At 68.8% G+C, this 14,577-nt stretch carries 15 protein-coding genes and 2 pseudogenes; 10 read left to right on the top strand and 7 right to left on the bottom strand.

Going from position 1 to position 14,577, the window contains the following annotated elements; all coding sequences use genetic code 11:
- The first annotated feature begins 472 nt into the window (after positions 1–472).
- From AOK16_RS28930 to AOK16_RS03535, 7 genes are all read left to right on the top strand, one after another.
- The gene (locus tag AOK16_RS28930) at positions 473–607 is read left to right on the top strand and encodes a hypothetical protein (protein WP_276202469.1); all 135 of its coding nucleotides are present in this window, start codon (positions 473–475) and stop codon (positions 605–607) included.
- Positions 607–1,893, top strand: a complete 1,287-nt coding sequence (locus tag AOK16_RS03550; protein WP_055470736.1) for a WXG100 family type VII secretion target — start codon at positions 607–609, stop codon at positions 1,891–1,893. The genes AOK16_RS28930 and AOK16_RS03550 overlap by 1 nt, the downstream gene beginning before the upstream one ends.
- 36 nt (positions 1,894–1,929) lie before the next feature.
- Positions 1,930–2,622, top strand: coding sequence for a hypothetical protein (locus AOK16_RS26990; RefSeq protein ID WP_157859092.1), 693 nt, complete (start codon positions 1,930–1,932; stop codon positions 2,620–2,622).
- Between the two features lie 90 nt (positions 2,623–2,712).
- Positions 2,713–3,273 (top strand): hypothetical protein, encoded by a 561-nt coding sequence (locus AOK16_RS03545; protein WP_157859091.1) that lies wholly within the window; start codon positions 2,713–2,715, stop codon positions 3,271–3,273.
- Between the two features lie 394 nt (positions 3,274–3,667).
- Positions 3,668–4,600, top strand: a complete 933-nt coding sequence (locus AOK16_RS25135; RefSeq protein ID WP_157859090.1) for a S8 family serine peptidase — start codon at positions 3,668–3,670, stop codon at positions 4,598–4,600.
- A complete protein-coding gene (locus AOK16_RS03540) occupies positions 4,597–4,818 on the top strand; it encodes a hypothetical protein (protein WP_055470734.1) in 222 nt (73 codons plus the stop codon). The genes AOK16_RS25135 and AOK16_RS03540 overlap by 4 nt, the downstream gene beginning before the upstream one ends.
- A gap of 104 nt (positions 4,819–4,922) precedes the next feature.
- A complete protein-coding gene (locus AOK16_RS03535) occupies positions 4,923–5,855 on the top strand; it encodes a cyanobactin maturation protease PatG family protein (protein ID WP_157859089.1) in 933 nt (310 codons plus the stop codon).
- Here AOK16_RS03535 and AOK16_RS03530 read toward each other — a convergent pair.
- Positions 5,843–7,102, bottom strand: coding sequence for an MFS transporter (locus AOK16_RS03530; RefSeq protein ID WP_449657467.1), 1,260 nt, complete (start codon positions 7,100–7,102; stop codon positions 5,843–5,845). The two genes, AOK16_RS03535 and AOK16_RS03530, sit on opposite strands and share 13 nt — an antisense overlap.
- Positions 7,103–7,475: 373 nt before the next feature.
- Between AOK16_RS03530 and AOK16_RS03525 the strand changes: the two genes are divergently transcribed.
- Positions 7,476–8,048 carry an AMIN-like domain-containing (lipo)protein gene (locus tag AOK16_RS03525; protein WP_055470733.1) on the top strand — a complete coding sequence of 191 codons (573 nt, stop codon included), beginning with the start codon at positions 7,476–7,478 and terminating at the stop codon, positions 8,046–8,048.
- Between the two features lie 194 nt (positions 8,049–8,242).
- On the opposite strand, the gene AOK16_RS03520 is transcribed toward AOK16_RS03525, so the two are convergent.
- Both AOK16_RS03520 and AOK16_RS03515 read right to left on the bottom strand, forming a co-directional pair.
- Positions 8,243–8,512 (bottom strand): hypothetical protein, encoded by a 270-nt coding sequence (locus tag AOK16_RS03520; protein WP_055470732.1) that lies wholly within the window; start codon positions 8,510–8,512, stop codon positions 8,243–8,245.
- A gap of 40 nt (positions 8,513–8,552) precedes the next feature.
- Positions 8,553–8,873: a hypothetical protein gene (locus AOK16_RS03515; RefSeq protein WP_055470731.1), complete on the bottom strand. Its 321-nt coding sequence runs from the start codon at positions 8,871–8,873 to the stop codon at positions 8,553–8,555.
- 587 nt (positions 8,874–9,460) lie between these two features.
- Here AOK16_RS03515 and AOK16_RS03510 point away from each other — a divergent pair.
- Positions 9,461–9,923 (top strand): annotated as a pseudogene (locus AOK16_RS03510) (SRPBCC family protein).
- A gap of 207 nt (positions 9,924–10,130) precedes the next feature.
- Here the strand turns inward: AOK16_RS03510 and AOK16_RS03505 are convergent.
- Together AOK16_RS03505 and AOK16_RS03500 are read right to left on the bottom strand one after the other, a co-directional pair.
- On the bottom strand, positions 10,131–10,490 hold the full coding sequence (locus AOK16_RS03505) for a DUF397 domain-containing protein (RefSeq protein WP_055470730.1): 360 nt from the start codon (positions 10,488–10,490) through the stop codon (positions 10,131–10,133).
- A 45-nt stretch (positions 10,491–10,535) separates the two neighbouring features.
- Positions 10,536–10,769, bottom strand: a pseudogene (locus tag AOK16_RS03500) (helix-turn-helix domain-containing protein); the annotation flags it as partial.
- A gap of 86 nt (positions 10,770–10,855) precedes the next feature.
- On the opposite strand from AOK16_RS03500, the gene AOK16_RS03495 reads away from it, so the two are divergent.
- Positions 10,856–11,389 carry an ATP-binding protein gene (locus AOK16_RS03495; RefSeq protein ID WP_338058468.1) on the top strand — a complete coding sequence of 178 codons (534 nt, stop codon included), beginning with the start codon at positions 10,856–10,858 and terminating at the stop codon, positions 11,387–11,389.
- Between the two features lie 172 nt (positions 11,390–11,561).
- Here AOK16_RS03495 and AOK16_RS03490 read toward each other — a convergent pair whose 3' ends face one another.
- The gene (locus tag AOK16_RS03490; RefSeq protein ID WP_055470728.1) at positions 11,562–12,482 is read right to left on the bottom strand and encodes a bifunctional helix-turn-helix transcriptional regulator/GNAT family N-acetyltransferase; all 921 of its coding nucleotides are present in this window, start codon (positions 12,480–12,482) and stop codon (positions 11,562–11,564) included.
- On the bottom strand, positions 12,470–14,545 hold the full coding sequence (locus tag AOK16_RS03485; RefSeq protein WP_079101021.1) for a bifunctional glycosyltransferase 87/phosphatase PAP2 family protein: 2,076 nt from the start codon (positions 14,543–14,545) through the stop codon (positions 12,470–12,472). Before AOK16_RS03485 ends, AOK16_RS03490 begins: the two co-directional genes overlap by 13 nt.
- Positions 14,546–14,577: the final 32 nt, after the last annotated feature.

The following is a 14,577-nucleotide window of genomic DNA, read 5'->3' as shown; positions in this document are numbered from 1 at the left end:
CCTCTCCCCCACCCACGCCCAGGCCGCTGCCGCCCGTTCAACACCCCGTGTAGGGTGCCTGTAAGGATCTTGGGGGTGCCCGCCAAAGCCGGGTCGACACGCCTGGGAGGCTGCCAACTCCCTATCAACCGGGGGAACTTGAGCAACCATCCCTTCGGACGCACCTCGCCCGGCCAGCCCCTGGGACACGCTCACGCGCCATCGCACCAGACGGCGGGACCACGCCGAGCATGCGCAACAAGTTCATCGACGGACAGGGAGAGAACTCCGTTCCATGGGGGAGCATTTCAAAGCGGATACAGATCAGTTGGGGACGTTTCTCCGGACGCTTGAGACGTGCGTCCGGGACCTGAACGAAGCGCGTTCCGCTCTGGGCCATGTCCGTGCTGACCAGATCGGAACCAGGCGCCTGGACGAGGCGTGTGACGGATTCCAGGAGCGCTGGAAGTACGGGGCTGAACAGACCAAAGAGATGATCGATGCCATCAGCGAGGGCGTGAAGGCCAACAAGAAGGCGTACGAACAAGTCGAGGAGGCCTTCGAGAAGGCCTTCCAGGACATGGCCAAGTCATCTCCCTCGGGCTCCGGCAACTCGGGGGCGCGCTAATGGCTGTGAACCCCTACCCCCATCTCGGCTGGAACCCGGTTCCGGGAATTCCCGGCGAAGTGGATGCACTTCAGCAGAAAGTCACGGCCGCTGCAGCCTCCTTGCGGAACTGCCACAGTCAGCTCCAGAGATTGATCGGTGAGAGCAGCTATTGGGAGGGCGACGCCGCCAAGGCCTTCCGCGAGGCCTTGGACGGTGAGCTGCCGACGTACATCAAGAATGCCGCGCGCTCCCTGGAGAAGGCTTCGGCGCAACTGAAGGTCTGGGACGGCGACCTCACGTCGCACCGAGACCTGGCGCGGAAATACGACGACGAAGCCGGTGACCGGAAGGCCGCGGCCGACAAGGCCAAGCAGCGTCACGCCGAGGCCCAGCAGCACCCCGACCTCAAGCTCGCCGACAAGCAGTACCCCTCGCAAGAAGAGGCTGATGCGGCGACGGCCCGCCTGCGAGCAGCCGAGAGCAGCCTCAACGAAGCCGCCACGGCCCTGGAAAGGGCCGACAGTCAGTACAACGACATCATCCGCAAAGCCGAGATGCTGGAGCACTCGCACGCGGACCAGGCGGAGACGGTCGCCCGCGCACTCGACGGAGCCACGGACAAGCTGGCACCGAGGGAACCGGGCTGGCTGAGCAAGGCCGTCAACACCATCTGGGAGGGCGTCAAGAAGGGCCTCGAACTCCTTGCGGAGCATGCGGGAACCATCGGCTCGATCGCTGGGCTGCTCGCGCTCTTCCCCACTCCGCTGACACCGGTTTTCGCCGGCATCGCACTCGCAGCAAGCGTGGTGTCGATGGGTAAGAATCTCAGTGATCCTGAATTCAGGTCCGCCCTGGCCGGGGATAAGTTCGGGTGGAACATGGACACGTTCTCCGCTTACGCCTCCGTCGCCGGTGATCTCGTCGGCATGGCCCCGGGAGTCGGTGCGCTGGGGCGGGCTGGCAAAGAAGTCGCCGAGGCTGCGGTTACTGCCGAGAGATGGGGCGTTGCCGCCTCACGCTCGGAGAAGGTAGCGGAATTCTCCAAGGAATTCGCTCATGTTGTGGGGAGGAAGGCTTCAGAGGCCGCAAATGAAGGTGCTTCAGCCTTCGCCGCCGGAGGAAGAGAGGCAGCTAAGCGGTTGGGGGATATCGGCACGAACGGCGTCAACGTAGGGGCCAACCTCATCTCCTCCGGGGAGTCCCTTGGGGTTGTACCGAAGGAAGGCGCCCTACACAACGCTGCCGAATCAACCAAGGCCGCTGCCACCGCGCACGGGATCTTGGGTCTTGCGGGGGTACTGTGACACGCGCTACGCCAGATCGGGAAGGTCAGACGGCCGGTGATTGACGCTTTCCCGACGCCCGGCGGCGAGTCGAGGCCTTCTTATTGGTACAGCTTGCCCCACGGTTATATTCAGCTGGATCTCCATCCCGAACTTGACCATGTCGAGGCATTGGCGACCTGGGTACTGAGCCTCCCTGAAAAGGCCCGAGAGAAGGCCGAACGGGTTCTGCAGTTCTACGCAGGTTTCGTTACTTTGCTGAACTCGCAGCAAGTGCAGGGATGTGCCATTGGATTGCACCCGGATGGTGATGACGGCATCTTGTTTTCGGTTCTCACAGTGTCAAGCATTGCCGTACCCGGAGTTGATCCCCGTCTCGCCCTCGCCAGCACGGTGAAGACGGCCTGTGAAAGGCCAGAAGAGGATCTGCAGTCCGTAGAACTCCCGTGCGGTCCTGGCGTGCTCACCGAGCTGAATCGGCGCACCACAGCACCGGGGCGACCGCCTACAGGGAGTGAAGGAGCCCTGGAAGGCACGGTCTGGCAAGGAACTCTGACGGTAGCAGGCACCGGCAGCTCCGACATCATCATGATGCAGCTGGTGACGGCTGCCGCCCACCTTTCCGACGACTACCGAAACGTACTGCTTGGCGCCGCTTCCACGCTGACGTTCACCGATCCGTCGCTTCCGGCCGCCGAGGACACAGGACGGAGTTCCGGCACCGACACCGCCAGGAGCCCCTTCGGATAGCCCAGAGCCAGCCCGAACCGAAAGGAAATATTGATGTCCGAAGCCCCCCAAGTCACCACCCCACCCCACACTGTGGGTGCGAGGGAGGTATTGAAGCGCAACTACCTCCGATTGACCAAAGACCTGGCTGTCCGGATGGTGGTCACCACCATCTTGATCGCCATCCCGGTCACGCTGGCGAAGTTGGACATCTCCGAATCCCCGATTCTGAGCCTGTTCAGTGTCGCCGCGGTCCTGGTCTTCATGTACACGGCATACCGGTTCATCTTCGGTATCTACATGGGTAAGTGCCGAAAAATTCTCCGTCATTACCCCCTGGAGTTCCGCCCCCGCATCATCAAGAAGGAATCGTCCTGGACCAAATACGGCGACCGCTTCACAATGCGCATCGCTGATGACAAGCCCGGAACGGCGCCACTGATGCGAGCTGTCAAGGGAGTTGGGGGCCGCGGGTGGCCCAAGGGGACCGAGGGTGGGGTGTGGGTCGCCGGGGACGCCGCGTTCGGTGGCGTGGTCGTCGTGCCCGGCAGCTACGAGATGCTGTTCTTCCAGCCCGCCCGCTGGGACAAGCACGCTCAGGAGCGCGGCCAAGCCGGCGCCGAGCGCCTCGCGCGAGCCAGGCAGGCCCGCATCGAGCGCCGCAGGCTCTGAGACAGACCCGCATCGGGCGCCGCAGGCTACGGCTATCGTTGGCCGCTGCCTCGGCCCGCTCCGACATGGCGGACCACCCCAACAAGCGTAGCCTTGAAAGGGAAGCGCAACTGCTGGCGGCACCTGCCGGCCGGCCGTTCATCCGTATCTCCGCGGAGCAGCGAGAGGGATGAAGCGTCATGCTGCTACCTGGATTCACTGCCGAGGACTCGGTCTATCGGGCCTCTCACCACTACGCGACAGCCCCACAGCAAGGTGCAGCCCCCGAGCGGCTTGTCCCGATGGATTGCTATGGCGACTTCCAGAATTGCATCCAAAACTGCGGGGTGTCTGATGCCTGCATCTGCTTCTGCGGGCATTACTGGGCTGACTGTGCAGGATTCCCTCCGCCACCTTGCACACTGAAACCGTAGGTCCGGCCGACGTGGTGTGGTCACGGATCACCGGTCTGGACCGGGTCATGGCCGTGTGTGACGGTGACCCGTCGATCACGATCGGTTTGCTGGACGGCCCTGTTGACTCCGGGAACCCTGGTTTCGCCGAAGAGGCGCTTACCGGTGCCGCCATTACCCGCGCCCATACCCTGTCCGGCGACACGGCCGCGTCCGACGGGACGGCCACGCGACACGGCACCGCAGTGGCCGGAGTGCTCGCGGCCCAGCGGTCGAGCGGGGCACCCGCGATCTGCCCCGGCTGCCGGGTGCTCGTACGGCCGGTTCTCGCGGACGGAGCGGACGGAGACGAGGGGCACCCGGTGGCCCGACCGGAAGACCTGGCCGCCGGAATCGCGGAGTGCGTCGCGGCAGGCGTACGGCTCGTCAACCTCAGCGCCGGGTTCGTCACAGCAGGGTCGCAGAACGAGCCCGTCCGGAACGCACTGGACCTTGCGGCCAGGCGAGGGGTGATCGTGGTCGTCGCCGCCGGAAACAGCGGCGGCTTGGGCGGTTCGCCCACGGTGTCGCACCCGTCCGTCGTGCCTGTCACGTCCTGCGACGAAACGGGCCGCCCGCTGCCCGGGGGCAATCTCGGGATCTCCGTCGGGCGACGGGGGGTTCGCGCACCAGGGACCCCGGTCGAAAGTCTTGGACCCAGGAGCGCCGACCTGGGACGGCCACTCACCACCCTCAGCGGTACCAGCCTTTCGACCGCGTTCGTCACCGGTGCACTGGCCCTGGCCTGGTCGGCTGCCCCCAGCCTCCCAGGCGCCGTCCTACAACTCGCCCTGACGGGCGCCCGCTCCGCCCGTCGCGGGATCGTCCCGCCACTGCTCGACGCCGTATCGCTCTACCGAGCAGGTCCGCTGTCCACTCTGGAGCACCGCCCATGAGCACGGATCCCATAAGGACGAAGAGAGAGACCGAGCCATCCGCTTCGCGCCCCGCGCGGTTCCGGGTGCGCTTGCCGGGCTTCCTGGTCGAGGAAGAAGAAATCGGCCTGGGCGATGCGATCAAGAAGGCCACGACGGCAGCCGGGATCAGGCCTTGCGGCGGCTGCCATGGGCGCGCCGCCGCGCTCGATCAATGGGTGCGCTTCGTCTCCCGCTAGACGCATCGGCCTGCGGGCCTGCCCGCCTGCCGTCACCATCCGCCGGCCAGACCTACCCGCCCGCTAGACCTCCCGCCTCCCAGACCTCCCCGAAGGAGGAGAACATGAGCCCCGACTCCGACCTGCCTCCTGACGAGCCGCCAGTCGCCCCCGCGCCCGCGCCCGCGCCAAGCGAGCACCCGCGCGCGGCAGGCATGTCCGCAGGCTCACCGCCAGGCGCCGCGGCAGCGCCCGCTGCCCCGCCGGTGCTGCCGGTGGCCGAAGACCGGCAGCGGTTCGTGTACGCAATCGGGCAGATCGAGGCACGCTTCCCCAGCCTGGGCATCGAGAAGGAGTACGCCCAGGCCACCGGCCGGGCGGAGACCGTGGGGCTCACCGACCGCCAGGCGGTACGGACCGTGCTCTCCGACCCCGCCAACCGCTACCTCGCCCGCATGATGTGCTGGGTGCTGACCGTCCAGGGCATGGACACCTACCTTCTGATCCCACGGGACAGCACTGATCTCGACCTGCTGCTGGACTCGTTGCGCCCCTCCCCCTCCCCGTCGGACACCGACGTCGTGATCGGCGCGCTCGGCCCCCTGGCGCCGCCCGACCGGTGCAACGGACTGACCGTTCCCATGGTCGCGATCGACCAGATCTACTCCTTCGACACCGGCTCCTTCCTCGAATCCATCCCGCGCCCCGACAGCCTGTCAGAGGAGTCGTACCGGCAAAGTTCGAGGGAACTGCTCGACTACCTCAGGGAGTTGGCCGACAACACCGGCACCGCGGATGAGCACCGCGCGGTCAACTACCTGACCATGCGCTACCCCGCGATCTATGCCAAGGCCGCCGAGCAGCTCGACCGCGACTCCTCGCTCACGTGCGTGGACGTTTCGCCCACGCGGCTGTCGAGCGTGCGCACGGTGATGAACGTGGTGTTCACCTACACGAACCGCTCGACCAACGTTCCGGAGAAGTTCGCGGCAAAGGTCGACGTGACCGAGGAGTTCCCCCACCTGGCGGCGCCACTGGCCCCCTACTACGACCGCTGACCCGCAGGCGTACCGAAGCCCGTCACCCTCCGCAACCCCCGAATCGCCGGGACGGACAGCAAGGCCACGCACACCGCCACCCCCATCGCCCCGCTGGTCAGGAGGACCGTTCGGGTGCCGAGCAGGGTGGCGGCCGGGCCCGCCAGGGCCTGGCCGACCGGCATCATCACGATCGAGCCCGCCGCCTCGTAGGCCTTGATGCGGCCCAGGACCGAGCCCGGCACCTGCGTCTGGACGCTCGTCGCCCACATCACGCTCCAGAACCCGGCCCCCGCTCCGGAGATGGCCGCCGCCGCAGCCACCGCCGCGAAGGGAAGCCCTGCGCCCACCGCAGGTGGGTAGCAGGCGAAGCCGAACAGCGCCAAAGACCCCGCCCGCAGCGGGTGGACGGGCCGGATCCGCATCGCCAGCAGTGCCCCCAGTGCCGTCCCGCCGCCCAGCGCGGAGCTGACCAGCCCGTACGCCTGCGCGTCGTGTGTCGAGATGATCTCGACGGATGTGAGCGGCACGAGCGGGCCTGCCACCGTGATCATGAGGACCATCCAGACGACGATCGTCCCCCACATCCATGTCCGCGCCCTGAACTCCCGCCATCCCTCGGCGAGATCGGCCCAGTACGTGCTGGTGCCCGCGCGCGGAGGACCGGTACGCACCGGCAGCCGCAGCAGTACGAGACACACCGCGCTGACCAGGTACGTACCCGCGTGCACCGCGAACACCGCGCCCGGCGAGGCGACCGCGATGAGCGCCCCCGCCAGTGCCGGCCCCGCGAGGGTGGCGAGCGACTCGGCGGTGCGTACGGCCCCGTTCGCGGCCTGGACGTCGTCCGCCACGGCCGGCACCGTGCGCGCGACGCCCGGCTCGAACAGCCCGGTCGCGATGCCGCTCACCGCGCTCACCGCGCACAGCTGCCACAGGCTGACCCGCCCGCCGAGGAACATCGCGGCCATCACGGACTGCGTGACGACGCACGCCACGTCCGCGCACACCATCAGCCGCCGGGCGTCCAACCGGTCCGCGAAGACACCGCCGAAGACGATGAATCCGGCCACGCAGACGAAGTGGGACGCGAGCGCGTAGCCCACTTCCGTCGCACCCATGCCCTGCTGCAGCAGCCCCGCCGAGAGCGCGACCGGCAGCATGGCCGTGCCCAGTCGCGTCGCGGCGCGCGCGGTGAAGAACAGCCCGAAGTTCCTTGACCTGAGCGGCCGGTGAGGGGGATCGGGCAGCCCGCCGACGTCCGGCACCTCGCCGGCGCCCGGCAGTCCGCCGGCGTCCGGCAGCCCATCAGTGTCCGGCAGCCCGTCGGGTACGGATATGTGGCCGGGGGATTCGGCGCCGCGCGCGGTGGAGGTCACAAGCGCATCAGCTTGCCGCGGCCGAAAGCGGACGTCCACAGGTTTTCGGAGAGCCCACGCGCCCCGCGCCCGACCCGCCCCCGTTCATCCACACTTCACCACCGGCCGGGCCCCGCACGGTCTCCGTTCAAGACCGACCACATCCACGCCACCCGCCATAAATTTGTCACAAAATCGGCCAATTCCACCCGCGCCCGCAACGCCCCGGCAGACCAGGTCGTCTCCCTATCAAGAGCTGCACACACTTCGTTGGGGGTACGTCATGCGAGGGTTAAGGAAAGCGACTGCCGTGGTGGCGCTGGCGGCCGTCGGAATCATGGGCACGGCCGGAGTAGCAGGGGCCGCTACCCAGTCGGCCGCCAAAGCCACGGCCTGCTCGACCGCTTGGGGCAGCACGCTCAAGTCGGCCACGGGCACGGACACCGAGCCGCTGAGGAATGTCAGGACCGGCCGTCACACCTGCTTCGACCGCATCGTCTTCGACATCAGCGGCGTGACGGGCAAGGTGGGCTACCACGTCGGTTACGTCAACAGGTTCTATCAGGACGGCTCCGGCAAGTACATACCGGTCAAGGGCGGCGCCATCCTGCAGATCATCGTGAACGCGCCGAGCTACGACCCCGCCACGATCGAGCAGACCTATCCAGGGAAGGGCGCGCAGCCCCTGCCGGGTGTGAACGTGTCCGGGTACAAGACGTTCCGGGACGCCAAGTTCGGGGCGAGCTACGAGGGTCAGAGCCAGATCGGCCTGGGTGTGCGGGCCCGGCTGCCGTTCCAGGTGTTCCAGAACGGCGACCGTCTGATCGTGGACGTCGCCCACACCTGGACCGGGTGACGCCGTCACGGCTCCCTGCGGCCCGCCAGAGGCCACCCTCTGCCTCTCATTCCGGCTTTCGGGTTCGGGACGGCTGCGTTGAGGCATGAGGCCAGCTTTTCGGGCTGCCGCGTTGAGGTGAGGGGTTTCCGTCCTGAACGCGGCGCGGAGGCAACGGCGTTCGCCGCTGCCTCCGCGCGCTTCACGACACCATGTCACCTGGTGGTGAAATAGTTGTTCCACGCGTCCACCAGCGCCTGCCGGACCGCCTGAGGAGCGTGCTGCGCGGCCTGGTTGAAGGTTCCGGTGAACCCGAAGTAGTAATAGAGGCCGTCATTCGTCGCCATGTGGTCCTCGTTCGGATTGTCGACGTGGCGACTGAAGTGAATGTTCGCGAAGGCCGCTATTCCTGAGCAGATGTAGTAGACCCAGTTTCCGGTGCGGTTCTCCATCTGACCGGTGATGGCCCAGTCCGTCATGGACATGTGCTACTCCCCCTTACGGCGTTTCGAGACCTTTGGACATTCACGTCTTCTGGATGGAGATGTCTCCGGTCGCGCTCACCGTCATCTTGTAGTCCTGCGGACTGCTTTCGACCTTTGCCAGGTCGAATTCGCCGGTTCCGTCATCCCATTCGCCCTTGACCTTCCAGTCCTGATCCCAGATGATGCACCTGCCCCGCCCGGTCTGGACGCTCAACGGCCTTTCCTTGTGCTGCGAGATCCAGGCGTAGACGTCGCCGTACGACCTCGGCCCGACCGTCTGACTGTCTCCCGCGTGCTCTTCGTTGAGGAATGACACATGGGCGTTCGACTGGTTGTCGCATCCCCTGATTCCCGTGGTCAATTCGGGTCCTTCCTCTCGATGGGGCGAACTCTCGGAAATCAAGCTGCCACCATGCGAGTTCACGCGAAAGAGGTGGAACAGGCCAGGGCGCAGCCGATGCGAAAGGCGCCGGAATCGCGGAGAGGGCGTTGCAGTAACGTTCCACGAACCCGAATTCCGCGGCTGATTTCCGACCGTTTCACACGGCCTTTGGCCAGCGATTCGGTCGTCCGCTGGAGGGCAACGCCCGGACTGCAACGAGCGGCGCTGTCCGAGCCCGGCCCCGGCCACCGCCGCGGCTCACCCTTCCGCGGATGCCGGGCGAGTTCGCCGTCGCCTACCTCGCGGCAGAAGCCGGCCGGCTGAGGGCCGGTTGGCCGCGTTCACCTGGTTGGGCGAGCGGAGCGGGGCAGGCCGAGGGCACTGCGCTGCCGCCCAGGGCTGGGGGCGGGTCCGGCGAGCGGGCCCGCCCCGTCCGGGCCTCGGCCGTCGCTGCGGGTGCCCGTGGGTGGGCGCGCGGCTAGGGTCGGAAAGCCCGCACGTATCGGGGCGCCATGAGCGGCGGCGCCTGCCATGCCGCCCCGTCCTCCGGAAGGAGCGTGGTCGGCGTGGCCCGGAACCGCCGACTGATTCTGAGCTCGCCGTCCGAGGTCTGGGACCTGCTGTCCGACGGCCACCGGTACGGGGAGTGGGTGACGGGCACCCAGCAGGTCCTCACCGCGGACCCCAACTGGCCGGAGGTGGGCGCCCGCCTGCGGGTCCGGGTCGGCGTCGGCTCGCTGACCCTCGACGACACCTGCATCGTCCGCATCTGCGATCCGCGGAGGCACCGCCTGGAACTGGAGGCGAAGGCGGGCCCGTTCGGCGCGGCGCGCATCGCCATGAACCTGATCCCCTGGGGCGAGAAACACCCTCTTCGTCCTCGACTGGCACCCGCTCCGGGGCCCCGGCACCCGGATGCACGGGCTCCCCGTCGACTACGTCGTCGCGGTCCGCAACGGCATGATGCTCACGAAACTGGCCCGAATCGCGGTCCGCGAGCACCAGACGAGCGCAGTGGTGGCGCCCTAGATTCCCGGGTCGCCGAACCCGTGGCCCGCCTCGTCCACGAGGACGAGTTCGCTGTCGGGTCAGGCGCGGGACAGCTCCCAGGGAACGTTCGCCGTGCTGCTCACGTCCCGGCGGCGGTGGGCCAACACTCCCGAGTACACGAGCTGCCCATCGCCACGTCGAGCATGCCGTGGTCGTACGGTCCCCCCTCGGGGTAGAGCCGCCGCGTCAACCGAACTCGCCGCGAGCGGTGGCCGATACGAACTCCGCGAAGGCGGCGGGCGTGAAGGTGAGGGCAGGGCCGTGCGGATCCTTGGAGTCCCGGACGGCGACGGAGGCGTGAGCGGCGGATATGGCGGCGGCCTCTAGGCAGTTGCCGCCGGTGTCGCCGCTGTAACTGGACTTGGCCCACTGGGCGTCGCCGAGGGGAGCGCACTCGACGCAGTCCCCGCCGTGGTCGCCGCTGTGGCTCGACTTGCGCCACTGGACGGCGCCAAGTGGGGCGCATTCCAGGCACTCTCCGCCCGTGTCCGAGCTGTAACTGGACTTACGCCATTGTGTTCCGGTCAGGTCGGGATTGCTCTCCATAGCGTTCCTCCATCACACGGGCGATCAACTCCGCCGACCCCGCTCCAGGATGCGGATCAGCGCCCCGCCCGTGTTCAGCGCCGCGTCCACGCACTGCGTGAAGTCGCGGGTCGGGAGCTTCTTTGCTGTTTCGATCTGTCCGACCAGGGACCCCGAGCAGTAGACGATGTCGCCCAGCTGTTGCTGGGTGAGGCCTGCGGCCTCACGGAAGCGGCGGAGTTCCGCCCCGTAGAAAGCCAACGGCGACGCGCTCGGGTCGAGTTCCCGGATGTTCACCATGATCTTCCCCCTCGCTCAACCAACCAACGGAACAGGTTGTGTTCACTCCATAGCCGAGAGTAGCCAACCCCACTGACACTCGTGGCGTGAAAAGGACAACTGACCTCGCCAGGGCGGGCGTTACCCAGCCGCCCCGGCCGGCCCAGCCCGCACAGCACCACATGCGCTTCACCGTCGGTGAGCACTCGCCCCATCACGTACGGCGGATCGTGCGCTCGTACCTCCAACTCTGGGACTTGTCGGACCTGGTGGACGCGGCTGAGCTGGCGGTGACGGAGCTGCTCGCCAACGTCGTACGGCACGTGCCCGACCGCCGCTGCTCGGTGCTCGTGCTGCGGCGGCCCGGCGGCGTACGTGTGGAGGTGTGGGACGGCTCGCCGGAGAAGCCGTACGTGCGCGCGTCCGGGGCGCTGGACGAGTGCGGGCGCGGGCTGGCCCTGGTGGCGGCGGTGGTGGACGGCTGGGGCGTGGAGCCCGCGCACGAGGGCGGGAAGACGGTGTGGTTCGAGTGCGGGCGCACGCCGGGCGCGACGCCTGACGGCACACACGGCAGCACGTCCGGCAACCCGCCCGGCAGCACGTCCAACGCCCCGCCCGGCAGCGCTCCCACCAGCGCATAAGCCGTTCGACTGGCGACCGGCCGGAGCCGGGCTGATGCTGAGAAGGCGGCGATCCGACGGGGCGGCGGAGTACAGCCCCGCTGGCCTCCGCCGCCCTGTGAATCGCCGCCTTCCGAACCCCGTCTTCCGCGCGCCGCCGCCTTCCGAACCGCTCAGCCAGCCGCCGAACCGTTCAGTGAGCCGCCGCCGCGCGGTCCGCCGCCAGGCGGCCCGGCAGCCGCTTCTCGAACCAATGGTGGGCGTACGGCTCGTCGTTGAAGGGCTCGACCTCGTCGTAACCGGCCGACCGGTACATGCCGATCGCCTCCTTCAGCGCGTCGTTGGTCTCCAGGCGCAGGACGCGGGCCCCGTGGGCGGCTGCCCGATCCTCCAGTTCCTGGAGGATCCGCCGCCCGAGGCCGAGTCCGCGCGCCTCCTCCGCGACCCACATGCGCTTGATCTCGGCGGGTTCGCCACCGTGGAACTTCACCGCGCCGCAGCCGACCGGCTCCCCGTGCAGTCGAGCCACCAGCAACAGGCCTGCTGGGAGGGTGAGTTCGGTGGCGTCGGCGGGGAGGCTGCGCGCCGGGTCGAAGCCGGTGTCGAAGCGCCGCCCCAACTCGGTGAAGTACGCGCGCAGGCAGTGCTGGGCGACGGGGTTCGCCGGGCCAGTGGGGGCGACCTCGACGATCGCGGCGGTCAGCAGCCGCTCGACCTCGCTCATCGCCCCGACCAGGCGCTCGCCCTGGTCACGGGTGAGGGGCGCGAGGAAGGACGCGGCCAGTTCGTCGCTGCGCTCGTCGAGCACGGCCCGCTCGGCCGAACCGGCCCGGGTGAGGCGCACGGTCCGCACCCGTTTGTCTCCCGGCTTCGGGTCGACCGTCACCAGCCCGGCCGCCTCCAGGGAGCGCAGGAGGCGGCTCAGATAGCCGGAGTCGAGGTCGAGCCGCGCGCGCAGGGCCCGTACGTCCTGGCCCTCCTCGCCGATCTCCCACAGGAGGCGGGCTTCGCCGATGGGGCGGTCCCGGCCCAGGAACTGGTCGTTGAGCGCGCCCAGCCGCTCGGCGACGGTCCGGTTGAACCGGCGTACCCGGGCGATCTTCACCTCGTCCATTCTCTGACTTTAGTCAGAGAAGCGGCGTGCGGTCCAGGGGCGGTCTCTTCCGGCACCTGTTCACGGGCCGCCTCCGGTCCGCGCCGCGAGCCCGCCCCCAGGACACGGCCCGGCGCCACGTCCTGGAGACCGGTCTCCTTGGACCGGCCCCACAGCACGTACTGGAGCCCGAACCCGGCGGCCACCACGACCGCGCCGCCCACCGCGTCCAGGAGGTAGTGGTTGGCGGTGCCGACGATCACGGCGAGGGTCAGGACCGGATACAGCGCCCCGAGGAACTTCAGCCACGGCTTGGGCGCCAGCAGCACGATCACGATCGCGCACCACAGCGACCAGCCGACGTGCAGCGACGGCATGGCCGCGTACTGGTTCGCCAGGTCGGTCATGGGGCCGAATTCGGGATGCGAAAGGTTCTGTGAACCGTTGGCCGTGTCGATGTAACCAAGGCCCGGCATCAGGCGGGGCGGTGCCAGCGGGTAGAGCCAGAACCCGACCAGAGCGAGAACCGTGGCTATGGCGAGGGCGGTGCGGGCCCACCTGTAGGCGACGGGCCGGCGCAGGTACATCCAGCCCAGCAGGGACAGCGGGACCAGGAAGTGGAAGGTCGAGTAGTAGTAGTTCATCCCGCCCTCGAGCCACGAACCGGCCACCAGATGGTTGAACCCGTGCTCGACGTCGATGCCCAGGGCCGACTCGATGCCCAGGATCTGGCGGCCGTGCTCCTCCGCCGTCGACCGCGTCTCGGGCGCGGAGCCGCGGATGTACGAGTAGGCGAAGTAGCCGGCCCGGATCAGCAGCAGTTCGAGCAGCAGGTTGGGGCGGGACAGCGGGCGGCGCACAAACCGCAGCAGCGGGACCAGGCGGCGGCGCCCGCCCTCGCCGTACGCCGGGACCCGGTCCGCGTACGGCGTGGGCACCGGGCGGGCCCAGTGGGGCGAGCGGCGGTCCAGGAACGGTACGCAGCAGGCGGCGGCGATCGCGACGAGCAGCGGGGCGTTCTGGCCGATGAGGTGCAGGCCCTTGGAGGTGGGCGCGACAGCGGCGGCGCTGAGGGACATCACCATCACGACGAGGACCGGCCACGCGAGGCGGTCGGCCCGGCGGCGGCCGACGCGGCCGACGACGGCGAGCAGGATCCACAGCTGCTGGTGCAGCCAGGCGGTCGGCGAGACGGCCACGGCGACGCAGCCGGTGAGGGCGGCGGCGAGGAGGAGTTGGCCGTCGGCCGCGTAACGCGCGGCCCGGCGCAGGCCGATGACGGCGACGGTGACCGCGAGCACGGCGTACAGGGCGAGTTCGAGCGGGCCGCTGAGACCGAGCCTGAGGAGCAGGCCGTGCAGGGACTGGTTGTGCAGGCTGTCAGGGGCCTCCCCCAGGCCCGCTCCGGCCACATGGCTGAGCCAGTAGGTGGCGGAGTCGCCCGGCGAGACGGCCCAGGCGAGGGCGGAGCACCCGGCGAACGTGGCGGCCGTCGTCCCCGCGGCCTGCCTGCGCCCGGTCATCCACAACAGGGGCACAAACAGCAGCACGGTGGGCTGGAGCGCGGCGGCCAGGCCTATGAGGACGCCGGACAGGCGGTGCGAGGTCCGCGGCCAGTGGCCCATGGCGACCAGCACCAGGAGCACCGGCAGGATGCTGGTCTGGCCGAGCGTGAAGGTGTTGCGGACGGGCAGCGACAGCACCATGAGGCCGATCGCCACCGGTGCCGCGAAGAGTGCCGTGCGCCGCGACACGGGGCGCGGCAGCGCCCTCGCGGCGACGAAGCCGAGCGCGACGACGAGCAGGAGCGTGCCGAACGTCCAGAAGACGCCCAGGCCTTGCTCGGCCGCGCGGGTGAGGGGTTTGAGGGCGAGGCCGGCGAACGGGGTCCCGGTGAACGTCCCGTTCTCGTACAGCGGGCCGGGTGCGCGCAGGACGCCGCTGGGGCCGATCCAGGTCTCCAGGTCGGTCAGCCGCTCCCCGGGGGGCAGGCGCAGTACGGCGGTGGCCTGGCGGGCGGCGAGCAGCCCGACCAGGAGCCACAGGAGGGCGAGTGCGGTCCGGACACGGGGCCGTCCGTCCATGCCCGTCGTCTGCGCCCCCGGTCCCCCGCCCG

This window comes from Streptomyces pathocidini (genome assembly GCF_001418495.1).
Lineage (GTDB): Bacteria > Actinomycetota > Actinomycetes > Streptomycetales > Streptomycetaceae > Streptomyces > Streptomyces pathocidini.
This window is presented reverse-complemented; position numbering and strand designations above follow the sequence as displayed.